Annotated in this window: 20 protein-coding genes; 16 read left to right on the forward strand and 4 right to left on the reverse strand. The window is 54.3% G+C overall.

Annotated elements, in window-relative coordinates:
- Positions 1-2 precede the first annotated feature (2 nt).
- The 3 genes from ABK821_RS09260 to ABK821_RS09270 all read left to right on the forward strand — a co-directional run bounded on the left by ABK821_RS09260 (position 3) and on the right by ABK821_RS09270 (position 4,444).
- On the forward strand, positions 3-548 hold the full coding sequence (locus tag ABK821_RS09260; RefSeq protein ID WP_138362470.1) for a PadR family transcriptional regulator: 546 nt from the start codon (positions 3-5) through the stop codon (positions 546-548).
- A 274-nt stretch (positions 549-822) separates the two neighbouring features.
- On the forward strand, positions 823-2,202 hold the full coding sequence (ygjG, locus tag ABK821_RS09265; protein ID WP_171034929.1) for a putrescine aminotransferase: 1,380 nt from the start codon (positions 823-825) through the stop codon (positions 2,200-2,202).
- Between the two features lie 223 nt (positions 2,203-2,425).
- On the forward strand, positions 2,426-4,444 hold the full coding sequence (locus ABK821_RS09270; RefSeq protein ID WP_343177975.1) for an NADPH-dependent 2,4-dienoyl-CoA reductase: 2,019 nt from the start codon (positions 2,426-2,428) through the stop codon (positions 4,442-4,444).
- Positions 4,445-4,526: 82 nt separating this feature from the next.
- On the opposite strand, the gene rlmG is transcribed toward ABK821_RS09270, so the two are convergent.
- Positions 4,527-5,663 (reverse strand): 23S rRNA (guanine(1835)-N(2))-methyltransferase RlmG, encoded by a 1,137-nt coding sequence (rlmG, locus tag ABK821_RS09275; RefSeq protein WP_343177974.1) that lies wholly within the window; start codon positions 5,661-5,663, stop codon positions 4,527-4,529.
- 86 nt (positions 5,664-5,749) lie between these two features.
- Here rlmG and ABK821_RS09280 point away from each other — a divergent pair, with 86 nt between their 5' ends.
- The 4 genes from ABK821_RS09280 to sstT all read left to right on the forward strand — a co-directional run bounded on the left by ABK821_RS09280 (position 5,750) and on the right by sstT (position 10,016).
- The gene (locus ABK821_RS09280; protein WP_343177973.1) at positions 5,750-6,253 is read left to right on the forward strand and encodes a M48 family metallopeptidase; all 504 of its coding nucleotides are present in this window, start codon (positions 5,750-5,752) and stop codon (positions 6,251-6,253) included.
- Between the two features lie 70 nt (positions 6,254-6,323).
- Complete coding sequence (locus ABK821_RS09285; protein WP_308560543.1) at positions 6,324-7,313, forward strand: Gfo/Idh/MocA family oxidoreductase; 990 nt, start codon at positions 6,324-6,326, stop codon at positions 7,311-7,313.
- Between the two features lie 251 nt (positions 7,314-7,564).
- Entirely contained in the window at positions 7,565-8,533 is a 969-nt protein-coding gene (locus tag ABK821_RS09290; protein ID WP_395033929.1) for a TerC family protein, read from the forward strand.
- Positions 8,534-8,768: 235 nt separating this feature from the next.
- Positions 8,769-10,016 carry a serine/threonine transporter SstT gene (gene sstT / locus ABK821_RS09295; RefSeq protein WP_343177971.1) on the forward strand — a complete coding sequence of 416 codons (1,248 nt, stop codon included), beginning with the start codon at positions 8,769-8,771 and terminating at the stop codon, positions 10,014-10,016.
- A gap of 14 nt (positions 10,017-10,030) precedes the next feature.
- Here sstT and ABK821_RS09300 read toward each other — a convergent pair whose 3' ends face one another.
- The 3 genes from ABK821_RS09300 to uxaC all read right to left on the reverse strand — a co-directional run bounded on the left by ABK821_RS09300 (position 10,031) and on the right by uxaC (position 13,678).
- Positions 10,031-10,585, reverse strand: coding sequence for a YgjV family protein (locus ABK821_RS09300; RefSeq protein ID WP_343177970.1), 555 nt, complete (start codon positions 10,583-10,585; stop codon positions 10,031-10,033).
- Positions 10,586-10,759: 174 nt separating this feature from the next.
- Positions 10,760-12,247, reverse strand: coding sequence for an altronate dehydratase family protein (locus ABK821_RS09305; RefSeq protein WP_343177969.1), 1,488 nt, complete (start codon positions 12,245-12,247; stop codon positions 10,760-10,762).
- 18 nt (positions 12,248-12,265) lie between these two features.
- Entirely contained in the window at positions 12,266-13,678 is a 1,413-nt protein-coding gene (gene uxaC / locus ABK821_RS09310; protein WP_142502728.1) for a glucuronate isomerase, read from the reverse strand.
- Positions 13,679-14,163: 485 nt separating this feature from the next.
- Between uxaC and ABK821_RS09315 the strand changes: the two genes are divergently transcribed.
- From ABK821_RS09315 to ABK821_RS09355, 9 genes are all read left to right on the forward strand, one after another.
- Positions 14,164-15,465, forward strand: a complete 1,302-nt coding sequence (locus ABK821_RS09315) for an MFS transporter (RefSeq protein WP_142502729.1) — start codon at positions 14,164-14,166, stop codon at positions 15,463-15,465.
- Between the two features lie 127 nt (positions 15,466-15,592).
- Positions 15,593-16,369: a transcriptional regulator ExuR gene (gene exuR / locus ABK821_RS09320; RefSeq protein WP_138362458.1), complete on the forward strand. Its 777-nt coding sequence runs from the start codon at positions 15,593-15,595 to the stop codon at positions 16,367-16,369.
- Positions 16,370-16,706: 337 nt separating this feature from the next.
- On the forward strand, positions 16,707-17,369 hold the full coding sequence (gene yqjA, locus ABK821_RS09325; RefSeq protein ID WP_138362457.1) for a DedA family general envelope maintenance protein YqjA: 663 nt from the start codon (positions 16,707-16,709) through the stop codon (positions 17,367-17,369).
- An 8-nt stretch (positions 17,370-17,377) separates the two neighbouring features.
- Entirely contained in the window at positions 17,378-17,755 is a 378-nt protein-coding gene (gene mzrA, locus ABK821_RS09330) for an EnvZ/OmpR regulon moderator MzrA (protein WP_171034932.1), read from the forward strand.
- A gap of 148 nt (positions 17,756-17,903) precedes the next feature.
- Positions 17,904-18,272, forward strand: a complete 369-nt coding sequence (locus tag ABK821_RS09335; RefSeq protein ID WP_343177968.1) for a DUF1090 domain-containing protein — start codon at positions 17,904-17,906, stop codon at positions 18,270-18,272.
- 44 nt (positions 18,273-18,316) lie between these two features.
- Entirely contained in the window at positions 18,317-18,622 is a 306-nt protein-coding gene (locus ABK821_RS09340; RefSeq protein WP_138362454.1) for a YqjD family protein, read from the forward strand.
- 2 nt (positions 18,623-18,624) lie between these two features.
- Positions 18,625-19,023: a phage holin family protein gene (locus ABK821_RS09345; protein WP_138362453.1), complete on the forward strand. Its 399-nt coding sequence runs from the start codon at positions 18,625-18,627 to the stop codon at positions 19,021-19,023.
- The gene (locus ABK821_RS09350) at positions 19,020-19,319 is read left to right on the forward strand and encodes a YqjK-like family protein (protein ID WP_138362452.1); all 300 of its coding nucleotides are present in this window, start codon (positions 19,020-19,022) and stop codon (positions 19,317-19,319) included. Before ABK821_RS09345 ends, ABK821_RS09350 begins: the two co-directional genes overlap by 4 nt.
- A 356-nt stretch (positions 19,320-19,675) precedes the next feature.
- Positions 19,676-20,068, forward strand: coding sequence for a DoxX family protein (locus ABK821_RS09355; protein ID WP_138362451.1), 393 nt, complete (start codon positions 19,676-19,678; stop codon positions 20,066-20,068).
- Positions 20,069-20,104: the final 36 nt, after the last annotated feature.

The raw sequence follows: 20,104 nt of genomic DNA on the forward strand, positions 1-20,104 counted from the left end.
ATATGAGACATCATCACGAAGAAGGGCGTGGACCGTGCGGGCACCGCGGGGAACACGGCGAACATGGCCGCAGAGGCGGCGGACGTCGGCAGCGTTTCTTTGGTCACGGCGAGCTGCGTCTGGTTATTCTGGATATCCTTACCCGTAACGCCAGCCATGGTTACGAATTGATTAAAGAGATTGAAACCCTGACCCAGGGCAACTACAGCCCCAGTCCCGGCGTTATCTATCCGACGCTTGATTTACTCCAGGATCAAGGTCTCATCAGCGTTGCCGACGAGAACGGTCGCAAAAAAATCGCCATTACCGCCGAAGGCAGCCAGCTGCACGCGGAAAACCAGGCGCAACTGGAGCATATTCACACCAGGCTGCAGGCGCGGATGGTGGGTTGTGAACTACGTAAAAATCCACAGATGAAGCGCGCGCTGGAGAATTTTAAGGCGGTACTGGATTTAAAGGTTAACCAGCAGGAAATGACCGAAGCTCAGCTAAAGCAAATCGTCGGCGTGATAGACCGCGCGGCAATGGAGATCTCCCAGCTCGATTAGGCGGTGCCCCGTACCAGTGCGTGGCGCCGCCTAATCCTCTGCCCTGCCGCCGGGCAATCTGCACCGCCGCGAAGCACGCGGCGGTCGCCCTCCGTCATATCGATTCGTGGCTGCAGGAGTAAAGCATGCCAATAAATTCACGATGAGATTAAATTTTGCTCAATCGCAATTTCACGTTGCGTTTATCCCGATTTTCCTCGCCTGTGCCGAAGTGGCGTAATCCCTGCAATACTTAATTCAGTATCGTGTGATACGTCCCGTCAAGGAGCACATTTTGAACAGGTTACCTTCCAGCGCATCGGCTCTGGCCTGTAGCGCGCACGCACTGAATCTCATTGAGAAGCGAACGCTTGATCATGAGGAGATGAAATCACTTAACCAGGAGGTCAGGGAATACTTTAAAGAGCATGTGAATCCAGGATTTTTAGCGTACCGAAAATCGGTCACTGCTGGCGGGGATTACGGGGCCGTAGAGTGGCAAGCGGGAAGTCTGAATACGCTTGTCGACACTCAGGGACAGGAGTTTATCGACTGCCTGGGTGGGTTTGGGATTTTTAATGTAGGGCACCGTAATCCAGTTGTTATTTCCGCCGTCGAGAATCAGCTCGCTAAACAACCTCTTCATAGCCAGGAACTTCTGGACCCGCTGCGGGCCATGCTGGCCAAAACGCTGGCGGCTTTAACGCCCGGCAAACTGAAATACAGCTTCTTTAGCAATAGCGGCACCGAATCGGTCGAAGCGGCGCTGAAGCTGGCGAAAGCCTATCAGGCGCCGCGCGGCAAGTTTACCTTCGTCGCCGCCAGCGGCGCATTTCACGGTAAATCGCTGGGCTCGCTCTCGGCCACAGCTAAATCCACCTTCCGTAAGCCTTTTATGCCGCTTCTGCCGGGATTTCGTCATGTGCCGTTTGGCAATATCAACGCCATGCGCACGCTGCTCAGCGAGTGCCAAAAAACCGGTGATGACGTCGCAGCGGTGATCCTTGAGCCGATTCAGGGTGAAGGCGGCGTTATTCTGCCGCCGCCGGGCTACCTGCCAGCAGTGCGGAAGCTGTGCGACGAGTTTGGCGCGCTGCTGATCCTCGATGAAGTGCAGACCGGGATGGGGCGCACCGGCAAGATGTTTGCCTGCGAGCACGAAAACGTGCAGCCGGATATTTTATGCCTTGCCAAAGCGTTAGGCGGCGGCGTCATGCCGATTGGCGCCACGGTCGCCAGCGAAGAGGTATTTTCGGTGCTGTTCGACAACCCATTCCTGCACACCACGACTTTCGGCGGTAATCCGCTGGCCTGCGCGGCGGCGCTGGCAACCATCAACGTACTGCTGACGCAAAACCTGCCCGCGCAGGCGGAGCAGAAAGGCGATATGCTGCTGGACGGCTTCCGTCAACTGGCCCGCGAATACCCGGATCTGGTCAATGAAGTCCGCGGCAAAGGCATGCTGATAGCGATAGAGTTTGTCGATAACGAAATCGGCTATGACTTCGCCAGCGAGATGTTCCGCCAGAGGGTGCTGGTGGCCGGAACGCTGAACAATGCAAGGACGATTCGTATCGAGCCGCCGCTGACGCTCACTCTTGAACAGTGTGAGCAGGTGTTAAAAGCAACCCGCCTGGCGCTGGCAGCATTACGGGTGAGCGTTGAAGAAATATAACACATTGCCGGATGGCGCTACGCTTATCCGGCCTACAGGAATCCGATCCGTAGGCCGGATAAGACGCGCCAGCGTCGCCATCCGGCAAATTCGTTCTCTGGCCCCGCTCCTTTTTTGAATCCCATCACAATCATCGCATTCCCCTTTTCCCTTTTACGCCGTGACGGCTAAATTAGTAACTCATCCGACCACATAACAATAATTTTACATACTGGACACACTTATGAGCTATCCGTCGCTTTTCGCCCCGCTCGATCTGGGCTTTACCCGGCTTAAAAACCGTGTGTTGATGGGCTCGATGCATACGGGCCTGGAGGAGCGCCCGGACGGTGCGGAGAGACTGGCGGCCTTTTACGCCGAGCGCGCCCGCCACGGGGTGGCGCTGATCGTCACCGGTGGTATTGCGCCTGCGGCTTCCGGCGTCACCATGGCGGGCGGCGCGCTGCTTAACGACGCCAGTCAACTGGCTCACCACCGCCACATTACCGACGCGGTGCATCGGGAAGGCGGCAAAATCGCGCTGCAAATTCTGCACACCGGTCGCTACAGCTACCAGCCAAAACTGGTCGCGCCTTCCGCACGCCAGGCGCCGATCAACCCCTTTACGCCGCATGAGCTGACCCATGACGAGATCTTGCAGCTGATCAAAAATTTCGCCCACTGTGCCCAGCTGGCGCGGGAAGCGGGTTACGACGGCGTCGAGGTGATGGGTTCGGAAGGCTATCTGATCAACGAATTTCTTACCGTGCGCACCAACCAGCGCGACGATGAATGGGGCGGCGATTACGCCAGGCGTATACGTTTCGCGGTGGAAGTGGTACGGGCGGTACGCCAGCGCGTGGGCAGCGATTTTATCATTATCTACCGTCTGTCGATGCTCGACCTGGTGGAAAACGGCGGGACATTCGACGAAACCGTACAGCTGGCGCAGGCCATTGAAGCGGCTGGCGCGACGCTCATCAACACCGGTATTGGCTGGCACGAAGCGCGTATCCCGACGATCGCCACGCCGGTTCCGCGCGGCGCCTTTAGCTGGGTAACGCGCAAACTGAAAGGCCACGTCACCGTTCCGCTGGTCACGACCAACCGGATCAACGATCCGCAAGTGGCGGACGATATTCTGGCGCGCGGCGATGCGGATATGGTGTCGATGGCGCGCCCGTTCCTGGCGGATGCCGAACTGCTGTCGAAAGCGCAATCAGGGCGGGCGGATGAGATCAACACTTGCATCGGCTGCAATCAGGCCTGCCTGGATCAGATCTTTGCCGGTAACGTCACCTCCTGCCTGGTGAATCCACGCGCCTGTCACGAAACCAAAATGCCGATAGTTCCGGCTGAACATAAGAAAAGCCTGGCAGTTGTCGGCGCAGGCCCGGCGGGTCTCGCATTTGCCATTAACGCGGCGGTGCGCGGGCACGACGTTACGCTGTTTGATGCCCTGGCCGAGATCGGCGGCCAGTTTAATATCGCCAAACAGATCCCCGGCAAAGAAGAATTTTATGAAACGCTGCGCTATTACCGCCGGATGATCGACGTGACCGGCGTGACGCTGAAGCTTAATCAGTTTGTTACCGCAGACGATCTGCAACCGTTTGATGAAGCGATCCTTGCTTGCGGGATCGCGCCGCGTAAACCGTCGATCGAGGGTATCGATCACCCGAAAGTGCTGACCTATCTTGAGGTGCTGCGCGATAAAGCGCCGGTCGGCGAGAAGGTGGCGATTATCGGCTGCGGCGGGATCGGCTTTGATACCGCCATGTACCTCAGCCAGTCCGGCGTCGCGACCAGCCAGAATATCAGCGAATTTTGCCTTGAGTGGGGGATTGATACCAGCCTGCAGAACGCTGGCGGGCTGCGCCCGGAAGGTATGCAATTGGCGAAAAGTCCGCGCCAGATCGTGATGCTCCAGCGCAAGAGCAGCAAGCCCGGTGAGAGGCTGGGGAAAACCACCGGCTGGATCCATCGCACCACTCTGCTGGCTCGCGGGGTTAACATGATCCCTGGCGTCAGCTATCAACGGATCGACGATGAAGGGTTACACATATTGATCAACGGCGAACCGCGGCTTCTGAACGTCGATCATGTCGTGATCTGCGCGGGGCAGGAACCCCGACGCGAACTGGCCGATCCGCTGCGCGCGTCAGGGAAAACGGTACACCTGATTGGCGGCTGCGACGTGGCGACGGAGCTGGATGCGCGGCGGGCAATTGCGCAGGGAACAACATTGGCATTAGCGATTTGATTTCTTGCCCGGTGGCGCTGCGCTTACCGGGCCTACAAAACCGTAGGCCTGTGCAAGCGAAGCGCCGCCAGGCAAAGCGATCTTACCGACGACGCCCCAGCTTCACCGCTTTCAACACCACGAATTTGTTATTGGTGGCGATGGTGGTGCAGTTACCGAAAATCTTCTTCAGCTTGTGGAAATAATCCAGGTGACGGTTCGCCACAATGTACAGCTCGCCGTTGATCTTCAGGCAACGGCGCGCATGGTGGAACATCTCCCAGGCAACGTTATCCGTCAGCGCATGTTTCTGATGGAACGGCGGGTTGCACAGCACGGCGTTAAAGCGGAAAGGCTCCACGCCGGACAAGGCGTTGTTAATCATAAACTCGCAGCGATCCAACGCTTCCGGCATATTGGTTTCCACATTCAAACGGCTGGACGCGACCGCCATCGGCGATTCGTCGACAAACACGACGCTCGCCTGAGGGTTCTTCGCCAGTAGCGTCAGGCCAATCACGCCATTGCCGCAGCCGAGATCGACGCTCTCCCCTTCCAGGTTTTCAGGTAAATGCTGCATAAAGAAGCGCGCGCCGATATCCAGGCCGGTACGCGAGAAAACGTTCGCATGATTGTGGATAGTCCAGTCGGTGCCGTCCAGTTTCCAGCTCAGCGTCTGCGGCGCATCCGCCAGTTCAGGCTGACTGAAGGTACAGTTGATCAGGCGCGCCTTTTTCCAGGCCAGCGTCGTGGTCGTGGGGCCGAGCACTTTTTCGAACAGTTCCAGCGTGGAGGTATGAATGTCACGCGCCTTTGCTCCCGCAATAATACGGGTTTGTGGAGTCACAACCTGGCGCAACGCGCGCAACTGTTGTTCCAGCAGCGCCAGCGTTTTCGGCACCTTAATCAACACAACGCCCGGCGCCGGCGGGTACGCGGCGGTACTGTCGAGAAACTTGACGCTGGATTCAGCGATATCGTTGTGGCGTAAATTTTCGCGCGTCGCCAGCTCGCTTAAATACGAGTCGCCGATGCTGTATGGTGTATGTTCAGCCAGCGCGCAGCCTAATGCGCCAAAGGCATCATTCAGGATCAGCAGCGGGCCGCTGATTTCCGTGTCGTCTAACTGTTGCAGCAGATATTCATCCGCCGCTTCCCACGCCTGAAGCGGGTTAACGTCATCCGTTTCCGGGAAACGTTTCAGTGTCAGTGAACGGAAACCGTTGTCTACGTGGCTCATCGGCCCTCCTGAATGGTAAAATTTCGCTGTTATCCCTGAAAGGGTGCGTGAGTATACTCTTTTTTTAGATTTAATTTGGGGCTTTGATGGGTCAACTTACTTATCTCCACGGCTACCCGGAGAATTTACTGTCTCAGGTACGCACGCTTATTGCTGAACAGCGTCTGGGCGCAGTGCTGGAAAAACGCTATCCGGGAACGCATGATTTCACGACCGATAAAGCGCTCTGGCAGTATACCCAGGATCTGAAAAACCAGTTTCTGCGTAACGCCCCGCCGATCAACAAAGTGATGTATGACAACAAGATCCATGTGCTGAACAATGCACTGGGGCTGCATACCGCTATTTCGCGCGTACAGGGCGGCAAGCTGAAGGCCAAAGCCGAGATCCGCGTCGCCACCGTCTTTCGTGATGCGCCGGAACCTTTTCTGCGAATGATCGTGGTTCACGAACTGGCGCATCTGAAGGAAAAAGAACACAACAAAGCGTTTTATCAGTTGTGCTGTTACATGGAACCGCAATACCACCAGCTTGAGTTTGATACCCGCCTGTGGCTGACGCAGCTTTCGTTAAACCGTTCTGCGCAGTAGCGCACTGGTTTTGTTATGATGGCGTGTTACAGTGACGAAAGATCCCTTTTTATGGAGTTCGTCAACGTTTATGATACGTTTCGCAGTTGTTGGCACAAACTGGATCACTAAGCAGTTTGTCGATGCCGCCCATGAAACCGGCAAATATAAACTTACCGCCATTTACTCCCGCAGCCTTGAACAAGCCCAGGCTTTCGCCAACGATTATCCCGTCGAACATCTGTTCACTTCACTGGAAGCGCTGGCGCAAAGCGCCGATGTTGACGCCGTCTATATCGCCAGCCCTAACGCGTTGCACTTCCCGCAAACGCGCCTGTTTCTGAGCCATAAAAAGCATGTGATTTGCGAAAAACCGCTGGCATCAAATCTGCAGGAAGTGGAAGCCGCCATAAAGGTGGCGCGGGAACATAACGTGGTGCTTTTCGAAGCGTTCAAGACCGCCAGCCTGCCAAATTTCCTGCTGCTGAAGCAGTCGCTGGATAAAATCGGTAAGCTGCGCAAAGCCTTTATTAACTACTGCCAGTATTCTTCGCGCTACCAGCGCTATCTGGATGGTGAAAACCCCAATACCTTTAATCCGGCCTTCTCGAATGGCTCGATTATGGATATCGGTTTTTACTGTCTGGCGTCGGCGGTTGCGCTGTGGGGCGAACCGCGCGCAGTCCACGCCAGTGCCAGCCTGCTGGAGAGCGGGGTCGATGGTCAGGGGACCGTCGTGCTGAGCTACGGTGATTTTGATGTCACTCTGCATCATTCGAAAGTGAGTGATTCCGCGATCCCGAGCGAAATTCAGGGCGAATCTGGCGCGTTGGTTATTGAGAAAATATCTGAATGCCAGAAGATCTGCCTGGTGCCGCGCGGCGGCAAAGCCCAGGATCTGAGTCAACCGCAGCATATTAATACAATGCTGTATGAAGCGGAGACATTTGCTGGTCTGGTTGAAAGCAATGCGGTTGTTCATCCGGCTCTGGAAGTTAGCCGTATCACAGCAAAACTGCTGAGCGAGATTCGTCGCCAGACCGGCGTGGTCTTCCCGGCGGACAGCCAGCCGGTGGCGTAAAGGAGTGTAAAGGGACCACCAGACGCCATTGACCCTATTTATAAGTTGTAATAGTTTGTGACACGCAAAGGGGAGTAACTTCCTTGCCGGTCGATCGTCATTACGATGCGTGAAAAACCGCATCCGGTCGCCGGGCAACAAGCTTCTTGTTGTAAGTGAGACCTTGCCGGAAGGCGAGGTCTCTGCATAAAAGCGCAGCGGCTGCCGTCTTCCGACGTCAGCCGTTTTGTTTTTATGTAAGGAATATCGTAATGAATAGTGTCGGCACACCGTTGTTATGGGGCGGATTCGCCGTGGTGGTGGTCATCATGCTGGCTATCGATCTGCTGCTGCAAGGACGGCGCGGCGCGCATAGCATGACCATGAAGCAAGCTGCAGGCTGGTCTGTTCTCTGGGTTACCCTCTCACTGCTGTTTAACGCCACTTTCTGGTGGTATCTGGTGCAGACCGAAGGTCGCGCTGTAGCCGACCCGCAAGCGCTGGCGTTCCTTACCGGTTATCTCATTGAGAAAGCACTGGCTGTGGATAATGTCTTCGTCTGGCTGATGCTGTTCAGCTACTTTTCCGTCCCGCCTGCGCTACAGCGCCGGGTGCTGGTCTATGGCGTGTTAGGCGCGATCGTGCTGCGTACGATCATGATCTTCACCGGTAGCTGGCTGATCTCCCAGTTCGAATGGCTGCTCTACGTCTTCGGCGCGTTCCTGCTGTTTACCGGCGTGAAAATGGCGCTGGCAAAAGAAGATGAGTCCGGTATCGGCGACAAACCGCTGGTGCGCTGGCTCCGCAATCATCTGCGCATGACGGATAAGATCGAGGGCGAGCGCTTCTTTATCCGCCAGAATAGCGCGCTTTACGCTACGCCGCTGCTGTTGGTGCTGATCCTCGTCGAACTGAGCGATGTTATCTTCGCCGTTGACAGTATTCCGGCCATTTTCGCCGTCACCACCGATCCCTTTATCGTGCTGACCTCAAATCTGTTCGCTATCCTCGGCCTGCGCGCAATGTATTTCCTGCTGGCAGGCGTCGCCGAGCGTTTCTCCATGCTGAAGTATGGCCTGTCGGTCATTCTGGTGTTTATCGGTATCAAGATGTTGATTGTCGATTTCTTCCACATACCAATCGGGTTCTCGCTTGGCATCGTGGGCGGCATTCTGGTATTGACGTTAATTATTAATGCCTGGGTCAATCAGCAACACGACAAGAAAAAACGGCTGCCATAAGTCATAGCTGACCGGGTGAAATCCCCTTTCATCCGGTCAACAACATGCCCTACGCTATATAAGCGTTAACACAATGCTAAAAATATGTTCTTAGCACCAAAAACGATATTTTACCCTTTCCCAATGCCAATCTTTCCGTATACTCAACCAGGCAAACATCTATTTACATCCGGACATAAACGTTACAAATAATACGTAGCCGGAACAGATCGCGACTTCACTGGAAGGAATAAACATGGTAAGCCAATCACCCCGTTCAACCCTGCTGCGCCGCATGGCTCAGGGTAGTCTGGTCAAACAAATTTTAATCGGTCTGGTACTCGGCGTACTGCTGGCGATGGTTTCAAAACCCGCCGCAATCGCCGTGGGACTGTTGGGAACGCTATTCGTCGGCGCGCTGAAAGCGGTCGCGCCGGTGCTGGTTCTGATGCTGGTGATGGCCTCAATCGCTAACCATCAGCAGGGGCAAAAGACCCGTATCCGCCCGATTCTGTTCCTCTACCTGCTGGGTACGTTTAGTGCGGCGTTAACCGCCGTGCTGTTTAGCTTTATCTTCCCCTCAACGCTGCACCTTACCTCGGCGGCAGACAGCATCACGCCACCGTCGGGGATTGTCGAAGTCCTGCGCGGACTATTGATGAGCATGGTTTCCAACCCGATTAACGCTCTGCTGAACGCCAATTATATCGGCATTCTGGTGTGGGCCGTGGGTCTTGGGTTCGCGCTGCGTCACGGAAACGAAACCACCAAAAACCTGATTAACGACGTTTCCCATGCGGTGACTTTTATCGTTAAAGTGGTGATCCGCTTCGCGCCGCTGGGGATCTTTGGCCTGGTCTCCTCAACGCTGGCGACCACCGGTTTTGAAACCCTTTGGAGCTACGCCCATCTGCTTCTGGTGCTGGTTGGCTGTATGCTGCTGGTGGCGCTGGTCATTAACCCGCTGCTGGTGTTCTGGAAAATTCGCCGCACCCCCTATCCGCTGGTGCTACTCTGCCTGCGCGAAAGCGGCGTTTACGCCTTTTTTACCCGCAGCTCCGCCGCCAATATTCCGGTGAATATGGCGCTGAGTGAAAAGCTGAATCTGGATCGCGATACTTACTCGGTGTCTATTCCGCTGGGGGCGACCATCAATATGGCCGGTGCGGCGATCACCATTACGGTACTCACCCTGGCAGCCGTCCATACGCTGAATATCCCGGTTGACCTGCTGACCGCGCTGCTGCTTAGCGTCGTGGCGTCGCTGTGCGCCTGCGGCGCTTCCGGCGTGGCGGGCGGTTCACTGCTGTTAATTCCGCTGGCCTGTAATATGTTTGGCATCCCGAACGATGTTGCCATGCAGGTGGTGGCCGTTGGCTTTATCATCGGCGTCTTGCAGGATTCTTGCGAAACCGCGCTGAACTCTTCTACCGACGTTCTCTTTACTGCGGCAGCCTGTATGGCCGAAGACCAGCAGCTGGCGAAAGAGCCGCTGCGCAGCTAATCCTTCCCCCTCCGCTAACCTGCGGAGGGGTTCTCTTTCTGTATCCTCTTTTCCACTTTAAACGGGTCAATACCACGCTTTTGCATCCGCCGAAAGCGGATAATGTTCAGACCGTTCATCACCAGAAAGCTGCCTTCAATCATCGTGCCGCCAATCGATCCCAGCCAGAAGTTGTGGATCACCCAGCAGGCTGTCGCACACCACATCACGCAGCGAACGGTTAATCCCGTGCAGCGAAATAGCGCCCAGGTGCTGGCCAGGGTGCCAACAATCGGCAGCAGTTCCATGGCATGCTGCAGCTTCGCCAGTCCCAGCACCAGCGTAAGCACAATAAACACGGTCATCACCCAGAGCTTGCGGGTACGCATTGAGATAAGGGTTCGTACGGTATTCAGCTCGGCGCTCATTCCCGCCGGATACGCCCCCATCAAAAAAAAGTGCACGCCAATGGTGGCGCTATAGACGGCAAGCTGCAGCCTGAAGCGGCGCTCGTCCCGGTTGATAAAAGTGGTAATGCCGATCAGAAAGGCGATAACACCAACGCCCTGGGCAAGCCAATACGCGGTCATGGGGAGTCCTTATAAAACAAAACGGCGCATCATACTCTGAAACGCCGTTTTTGAAACGCCTTCCTTTTATAACTCACCAGATTTCACGCCACAGCAAGGCGGCAAGCTCAGACATCCCCGGTAGCTTACTGAAGTAAGTCACCGGGATGATGTGGTGTGAAAAATGACGGGTAATTAAAGGGTAACGCCGCTTTTGAATATAGCCAGTTCGCGGAAATCATTACGTTCGTTACAGGTCTGCTTGCCGTTAGCAAACGCCACAATGGTATCGACAAACTCTTCCAGTAATTGCGGCATCGCTTTACCGTGAATCAGTTGCCCGGCATCAAAGTCGATCCAGTGTTTTTTCCTGGTCGCCAGCTCGCTGTTGGTGGCAATTTTCACCGTGGGAACAAAACCGCCGTAGGGCGTGCCACGGCCGGTGCTGAACAGCACCATATGGCAGCCCGCCCCGGCCAGCGCACTGGTTGCCACCGCGTCGTTACCCGGAGCACTCAGCAGGTTAAGACCGCTAACTTTCAGGCGCTCGCCGTAACGTAGCACGTCAACTACCTGACTGGATCCCGCTTTCTGCGTACAGCCCAGCGACTTATCTTCCAGCGTGGTAATACCGCCCGCTTTGTTGCCCGGCGATGGATTCTCATAAATCGGCTGGTTGTGGGCGATAAAGTACTGTTTAAAATCATTGACCATCGTTACCAGCTTGCCGAAAGTTTCTTCGTCACGACAGTGGCTCATCAGCAGTCGCTCAGCACCGAACATTTCCGGTACTTCAGTCAGTACCGTGGTCCCACCGTTGGCAACCAGATAATCCGAGAAGCGGCCCAGCATCGGGTTAGCGGTAATACCGGACAGACCATCAGAACCGCCGCACTCAAGGCCAAATTTCAGTTCGCTTAGTTTTCCCGGTTCACGCCTGTCGTGACGCATTACGTTGTACAACTGGTGGAGATGTTCTATTCCCGCTTCCACTTCGTCATCCTGGTGCTGGCAGACCATAAAATGGACGCGCTCAGGATCGATGTCGCCGAGCGTTTCTCGGAAAGCATCAACCTGATTGTTCTCGCAACCCAGGCCAATCACCAGCACGGCCCCGGCATTCGGGTGACGCACCATATTTTGCAACATGGTTCGGGTGTTGATGTGATCGTCGCCCAACTGTGAACAGCCGTAGGTATGGCTGAAAAGAAAGACGCCGTCGGTGCCTTCAGCCTGATTCGTTTCCTGCAAAAAACGGTTCTGGATCTGGCGCGCAATACCATTGACGCAGCCGACGGTCGGCAGGATCCACAGCTCATTACGCACCCCGACTTCACCGTTAGCGCGACGATAAATTTGCACCGCGCGATCCGCAGGCTGCGCCGCTGGCGCAATCAGATCCGGTTGATAACTATACGCGTCAAGATCGCTTAAGTTAGTGCGCGTATTGTGGAAGTGGATATGTTCCCCCGGCACAATATCCGCCAGCGCATGTCCTATCGGCAGACCATATTTAATGACGTTATTTCCCTTCGCAATGCCGTGTAGCGCAAACTTATGCCCGCGTGCAACATCCTGCATCAACGTGACCGTATCGCCGTCAATGGTGACTACCGTGCCTGCCGCCATATCCGCCAGCGCTACCGCGACGTTATCTTGCGAATGGATTTTAATGTATTGCATATCAACCGACCTCTGGCCTTAGTTCAATTCAATAGCGAAGTAGTCACGCGCATTGTTAAAGCAAATGTTTTTCACCATCTCGCCCAACAGTTGAATATCCTCAGGGGCTTCACCCGCGCTCACCCAACGGCCAATCATCTGGCACAGGATGCGACGGAAGTATTCATGGCGAGTATAGGAGAGGAAGCTACGGCTATCGGTCAGCATACCGATAAAACGGCTCAGCAGACCAAGCTGCGCCAGTTGGGTCATCTGACGTTCCATGCCGTCTTTCTGATCGTTGAACCACCAGCCGGAACCAAACTGCATCTTGCCCGGCATACCTTCGCCCTGGAAGTTGCCAGTCATGGTGCCCAACACTTCGTTGTCGCGCGGATTCAGGCAGTAGAGGATGGTTTTCGGCAGCAGGTTTTCTTCGTTCTGTTTACTGAGCAGTTTGGATAACTCTTCCGCCATCGGGCGGTCGTTGATGGAGTCAAAACCAACATCCGGCCCTAACAGTTTGAACTGACGCAGGTTGTTGTTGCGCAGCGCGCCAATATGATACTGCTGCACCCAGCCGCGACGAGCGTATTCCGCGCCGAGGAAAACCAGAACGGCGGTTTTGAACTGAGCCACTTCATGCTCGCTCAGGGTTTCGCCCCCCAGGCGACGTGCCAGAATGCTATCCAGCTGGCTTTCGTTGGCTTCAGCAAACAGCACCACATCCAGCGCATGGTCAGAAACTTTGCACCCATGAGCGGCGAAATGATCCAGACGTTTAGTCAACGCGGTTTGCAGGTCGGCAAAGCGGCGAATGTCGGTATCCGACACGGCGCCCAGTTTCGCCATGTAGTCGTTGAACGTCGCCTGTTCAATGTTGAAGGCTTTGTCCGGACGCCAGCTCGGCAGCACTTTCACCGGGAAGTCGCGCTCTTTGGCAATAGCAGCGTGATACGCCAGTGAATCGATCGGATCGTCAGTAGTGCCGACCATTTTCACGTTCATCTGCTGCATGATGCCACGGGCGGAAAAGCGATCCTGCGCCAGCAGCTCGTTGCACTGCGCCCAAATTTCATCGGCGGTTGCCGGAGAAAGGAGTTTACCTGTAATACCAAAAGGACGGCGTAATTCAAGATGCGTCCAGTGGTATAACGGGTTGCCAATAGTATGTGGTACGGTGGCCGCCCAGGCGTCAAATTTCTCGCGGTCAGAGGCATCACCCGTACATAAACGCTCGGCCACGCCGTTAGTTCGCATCGCGCGCCATTTATAATGATCGCCTTTCAGCCAGATATCATACAGATTTTTGAAGCGGTAATTGTCAGCAATCTGCTGTGGCGGCAGGTGGCAGTGATAGTCGAAAATCGGCTGATCTTTAGCGTAATCGTGGTACAGACGGCGGGAAAACTCGGTATCAAGCAGAAAATCCTCGGTCATAAACGGTGTCATTTTCGTGTCCTCTTCACCCTTCAGCGGGAGCCCATCAGATGATTGACTGTCATGCCGATAAAGTTATCACACCAATTCGCGCAAGCCGAAGTATTTTTCGTGAGTTAGATCAATAAACGTCGACAAAAAAACCGCCGCTATTAATGTAAACGCCCCTCCAGCGCGCGCCAAATCTGGGCTTCATCGCAGAAAATCATATCCACACAAACTTTCCTCCTTTTGTGACATCACTCAACTTTTCAAGTTGTATGACAAGTTATCTTGCTCCCGTCGAAACTTATATACCAATGGAATGCATTACCGATGAATTATCACGTCGGATTAACCGGTATGGACACCGAATCAGACACAACAGTTGATGGCAAGGTTCGGACCATATGAGGTTTCCTCTCCTGAACCCTCCGTTTCACCTTCTGCGCTTCAATGACAGAGCCGGAAGATAGCCGCATATGCTGCGGATATATAATAAAACGATGAGGTTTTACATGCGTAAAATTAAAGGGTTACGTTGGTATATGATCGGACTGGTGACGCTAGGCACTGTTCTGGGGTACCTGACGCGTAACACGGTGGCGGCAGCCGCACCAACGATAATGGAAGAGTTGCATATCTCCACACAACAATATTCCTATATCATCGCAGCCTATTCCGCTGCTTACACCGTTATGCAACCTGTTGCCGGTTATATCCTTGATATTCTGGGCACCAAAGTCGGTTATGCCTTCTTTGCTGTCACATGGGCGCTCTTCTGTGGTTCTACGGCGCTGGCGGGAAGCTGGGGGGGCCTTGCGCTGGCCCGCGGTGCGGTCGGCGCCGCTGAAGCCGCGATGATCCCCGCCGGTTTGAAGGCCAGTTCTGAATGGTTCCCGGCAAAAGAACGTTCTATTGCCGTTGGCTACTTCAACGTGGGCTCCTCTATTGGCGCGATGATTGCTCCCCCGCTGGTGGTATGGGCTATCGTGATGCACAGCTGGCAAATGGCGTTTATCATTTCCGGCGTTCTGAGCTTCATCTGGGCAATGGCGTGGTTAATTTTCTACAAACACCCGCGCGATCAGAAAAAATTAACAGAAGAAGAACGCAACTACATTATTAGTGGCCAGGAATCTCAGCACCAGACCAACAACGGCAAGAAAATGTCGCCGTGGCAAATTCTGCGTAACCGCCAGTTCTGGGGTATTGCTTTGCCGCGTTTTCTTGCGGAACCCGCATGGGGAACGTTCAACGCCTGGATCCCGCTGTTCATGTTTAAAGTCTACGGCTTTAACCTGAAAGAGATTGCCATGTTCGCCTGGATGCCAATGCTGTTCGCGGATCTCGGTTGTATCGTCGGTGGTTATCTGCCGCCGCTGTTCCAGCGCTGGTTTGGCGTGAATCTGATTGTTTCCCGCAAAATGGTGGTGACCATGGGTGCGCTACTGATGATCGGCCCAGGGACGATTGGTTTATTTACAAGCCCGTACGTAGCTATCGCTCTGCTGTGCGTCGGGGGCTTCGCTCACCAGGCGCTGTCCGGCGCGCTGATCACCCTCTCTTCCGACGTATTTGGTCGTAACGAAGTGGCAACGGCAAACGGGATGACCGGGATGGCTGCATGGCTGGCAAGCACCCTCTTTGCTCTGGTGGTCGGTGCGCTGGCGGATACCATCGGCTTCAGCCCGCTGTTCGCCGTGCTGGCGGTATTCGATCTGCTGGGCGCCGTGGTGATCTGGACGGTGCTGAAAAATAAATCGGCGGATGATAACGCTACGCCGGTAAACGCCACCAACCCGGCAACACAAAGCTAGCCGTCTCGGCTCATTGTCATACGAAAGCCGCCCTGGTTAAGGCGGCTTTTTCGTCTCTTCTTGTGGTGGCTGGCGTGTAAAAGTGGTATAACAAATCCAATATTGTCGCCATTTCCCGGGAGCGAATATGGAATTCACTGAATCACGTCGTTTGTATCAGCAGCTTGCCGCGGAGCTGAAGACGCGTATTGAGCAAGGTGTTTACCTTGTGGGCGATAAACTCCCCGCTGAGCGGTTTATTGCTGACGAAAAAAGCGTGAGTCGCACCGTCGTTCGCGAAGCGATCATTATGCTGGAAGTCGAAGGCTACGTTGAAGTTCGCAAAGGCTCTGGCATCCACGTTATTTCCAACCATCCGAAGCATCAGCAAATTCCCGATGAATCCCTGGAGTTCGCCAGCTACGGTCCCTTCGAGCTATTGCAGGCCCGCCAGTTGATAGAAAGCAATATTGCCGAATTCGCAGCGACGCAGGTGACCAAGCAGGACATTATGAAGCTGATGGAAATCCAGGAAAACGCGCGCAAAGAGAAATGCTTCCGCGATTCGGAATGGGATCTGCAGTTTCACGTACAGGTCGCGCTGGCGACGCAAAACAGCGCGTTAGCCGCCATCGTTGAAAAAATGTGGACCCAACGGGTGCATAATCCGTACTGGAAAAAGTTGCATGATCATATCGATCTGCGCACCGTTGATAACTGGTGCGACGATCATGACCAAATTCTTAAGGCGCTGATTCGTAAAGATCCGCATGCGGCAAAACTGGCCATGTGGCAGCATCTGGAAAACACTAAACAGATGTTGTTCAACGAAACCAGCGATGATTTTGAATTCAATGCCGATCGCTATCTGTTTGCCGAAAATCCGGTCGTTCATCTCGATACCGCCGCCAACGGCACAAAATAGACCGTTTTCTTCTCCCCGGGCAGTAACGCCGCCGCTGCCCGCCCCCCCGCAGGGTAAGCAAAGCATATATAATGTCAGCCTGTGTAAATACACTCGCCTCCCTTCTCCACAATCAGCACAATCAGAATGCAACAAACTGCAATTTCTATGACGTAAAGACGGTGGGTTTGTTACAATTAGATGCACTTTGTCGTTCTGAGAGTTTGCTTTGGCTTGCTCCACTTTTAAACAGGGATCCGTTCAGAGCGCAGTAGCGGCCATAATCCAATAAAAAACAATGTCGCCATCTAAACACCGCGTTCAGACGTGCCGTTAACCGATGTACCAGGAACCATGAATGGAACTATTAACCCAATTATTGAATGCGTTATGGGCTCAGGATTACGAAACGCTTGCGAATCCATCCATGATTGGCATGCTGTATTTTGTCTTATTTATGATTTTGTTCCTTGAGAACGGTTTGTTGCCCGCCGCTTTTTTGCCCGGTGACAGCCTGTTAGTGCTGGTTGGCGTCCTGATCGCGAAAGGCGCGATGGGTTTTCCTGAAACGTTATTATTACTCACCGCGGCGGCCAGTCTCGGCTGCTGGCTAAGTTATATTCAGGGCCGTTGGCTCGGCAATACGCGCATCGTACAAAACTGGCTTTCTCATCTTCCGTCACATTACCACCAGCGCGCCCACCATCTGTTTCATAAACACGGGCTTTCCGCGCTGCTGATTGGTCGCTTTATTGCTTTCGTCCGTACGCTGCTGCCGACCATCGCCGGGCTTTCTGGTCTGAGCAGCGCCCGTTTCCAGTTTTTTAACTGGATGAGCGCGCTGTTGTGGGTGCTGATTCTTAGCTCTCTGGGCTACCTGCTGGGAAAAACGCCCGTATTCCTGAAATATGAAGATCAGCTGATGTCCTGCCTGATGCTGCTGCCTGTCGCGCTGCTGGTATTTGGCCTGATAGGCTCGCTGATTGTCCTGTGGAAGAAAAAATACAGGAGCCGGAGCTAACAATGGCGATAACACGATCCTCTCTGCGTCAAACTGGCTGGGTGCTGGGCGGCTCGCTACTCCTGTGCGGTTTATTCTGGCTCTGGATCGCCATGCAACAGCAGGAATCCACTCTGGCTATCCGCCCCATCAATCACGGTGTCAGCATGCCGGACGGCTTTTCCGTCTGGCACCATCTCGACGCCAACGGCATCCGCTTTAAAAGCATTACCCCGCAGAAAGATGGTCTGATCATCAAATTTGATTCCAGCGCTCAGGGCGCGGCGGCAAAAGAAGTGCTGGGCCGCGCCCTGCCGCACGGCTATGTTATCGCTTTACAGGAAGACGATAACTCACCGATCGCGTGGATTGCCCGTCTGCGCGACACCCCGCACAGGTTCGGGTAATCAACGAAAATTCCGAATATTTTCACCCTGTTTGGTGATTTCCCGGTTTACTTACTATGCTTACGTTACGGGAGTCATCGGGCTCTCATTTATCAACTGGATCGGGTATATCCTCAGGTATGCCCTCACACAATGGAAGGTAATATCCATGAAACACCGCGTCGCGTTGATTCTGGTTCTGACGTCACTGAGTACCAGCGCCTTTGCCATCTCCCCTTGTCAGGAAAAAGAGCAGGATATCCAGCGGGAGATTAGCTACGCAGAAAAACATCATAATCAGAACCGTATTGATGGCCTGAAACGGGCGCTTAGCGAAGTCAGGGCAAACTGTAGCGACAGCAAGCTCAAAGCTGAACATCAACGCAAAATTGCCAAACAACAAGCGGAGATAGCCGAACGGCAAAACGATCTGCGCGAAGCCAAACAGAAAGGCGATGCTGACAAAATCAACAAGCGCCAACGTAAACTTGATGAAGCTCAGCGTGAATTGAAAACGCTGCAATCTCGTGAGTATTAATCTATCGCGCAACCCCATATGGACCACTTTAACAGGAGATAAACATGGCTAAAGATAACGTTGCAGAAGACCTGCGTGCGGAACTGAAGACGCTGGCGGATACCCTGGAAGAAGTGCTGAACTCCTCCGCGGATAAGTCGAAGGAAGAGATTGGTAAATTGCGCAGTAAAGCCGAAAGCGTGCTGAAAGAAAGCCGCGTTCGCATGGGCGAAACCGGCGACGCCATCGTAAAACAAACGCGCGAAACCGCCGCCCGCGCGGATGAATACGTTCGTGAAAATCCGTGGACCGGCGTGGGAATTGGCGCAGCCGTCGGGCTGGTGCTGGGTGTTCTGTTGACGCGCCGCTAATTATGGCGAATTCTCAACACACGCAAGGGCCGGGGCAAAGCATTTTCGGCATCGGGCAACGGATCGTTACGCTGTTGGTTGAAATGGTGGAAACGCGCCTTCGCCTGGTGGTCGTGGAGCTGGAAGAGGAAAAAGCCAATCTCTTTCAGCTGTTTCTGATGCTCGGGCTGACCCTGCTGTTTGCCGCGTTCGGCCTGATGAGCCTGTTAGTCCTTATTATCTGGGCTGTCGATGCCCAGTATCGGCTGAACGTGATGATCGCCACCACCGTGACGCTGTTGCTGGCGGCGATTATCGGCGGCATCTGGACGTTACGTAAGGCCCGACGTTCAACATTTCTGCGTCTTACGCGTCAGGAACTGGCTAACGACCGGGCGTTGCTGGAGGACGATAAGTCATGAGCCGCGGCCAACAGGAACGTGAAAGGCAAAAAGCGCGCCTGCTGCGCGAAATCCAACAGCAGCGGCTGGATCTCAACGCCAGCCGCCGGCGCTGGCTGGAAGCGACCGCGCCGATAGACCGCGGCTGGCATACTTTGCTTAACCTGCGTTCATGGGCAATGGTCGGCAGCGGCCTCTTCGCCGTATGGTCAGTGCGTCATCCACGTTTTTTGCTGCGCTGGGCGAAACGCGGCGTGGGTCTCTGGAGCACCTGGCGCATGGCCCGACGGCTGCTGCCTCAGCGCTCATCTCACTGAGGCCGAATTGCGTGGGTAGGTGCACCTTCCGGGTATGACCGACCTGTCTGCCTTGTCTGGGCCTGCAGGCAATCGCGGATTGCGCAGGCCAGCTCTTCTGTTAGTCTCAGGCATATCAGGACCACATCTCAGTTAACCTTCTCACGACCACCGCTATACAACCTGCTATATCGGTTCAGTCATTCATTATCTTTTTCAATTGTTACTCAGAATCTTTGAAAAAGATCTACAGTTTTCCTTGCTAACAATTCCCTCTCAGCCTCGCTAATATTCTCTCCATCGACAGCAACCCCGCGTCATACGCTGGATTGCGCTAAAAACAAAATCGCCGCCCTTTGGGTTTTCTGGAGTAGAAAATGAAAAAATTAGAAGATGTTGGTGTACTGGTAGCGCGCATTCTGATGCCCATTCTGTTTATCACCGCAGGTTGGGGAAAAATCACCGGTTATGCGGGTACTCAACAATATATGGAAGCCATGGGCGTGCCCGGATTCATGTTGCCACTGGTTATTCTGCTTGAGCTTGGCGGTGGTCTGGCTATTCTGTTCGGTTTCCTGACCCGTACTACCGCGCTGTTCACCGCGGGCTTCTCTCTGCTGGCCGCATTCCTGTTCCACAGCAACTTTGCTGAAGGCATGAACTCGCTGATGTTCATGAAAAACCTGACCATCGCAGGCGGCTACCTGCTGCTGGCTATCACCGGCCCGGGCGCATTTAGTCTCGACCGGGTGCTGAATAAAAAGTGGTAAGCTCACTATACTGATACAAAAGCGAGGGGAGATCTC

It is taken from the genome of Klebsiella sp. KE9456 (genome assembly GCF_043832615.1).
In the GTDB taxonomy this organism is placed as follows: Bacteria; Pseudomonadota; Gammaproteobacteria; order Enterobacterales; family Enterobacteriaceae; genus Klebsiella; species Klebsiella indica.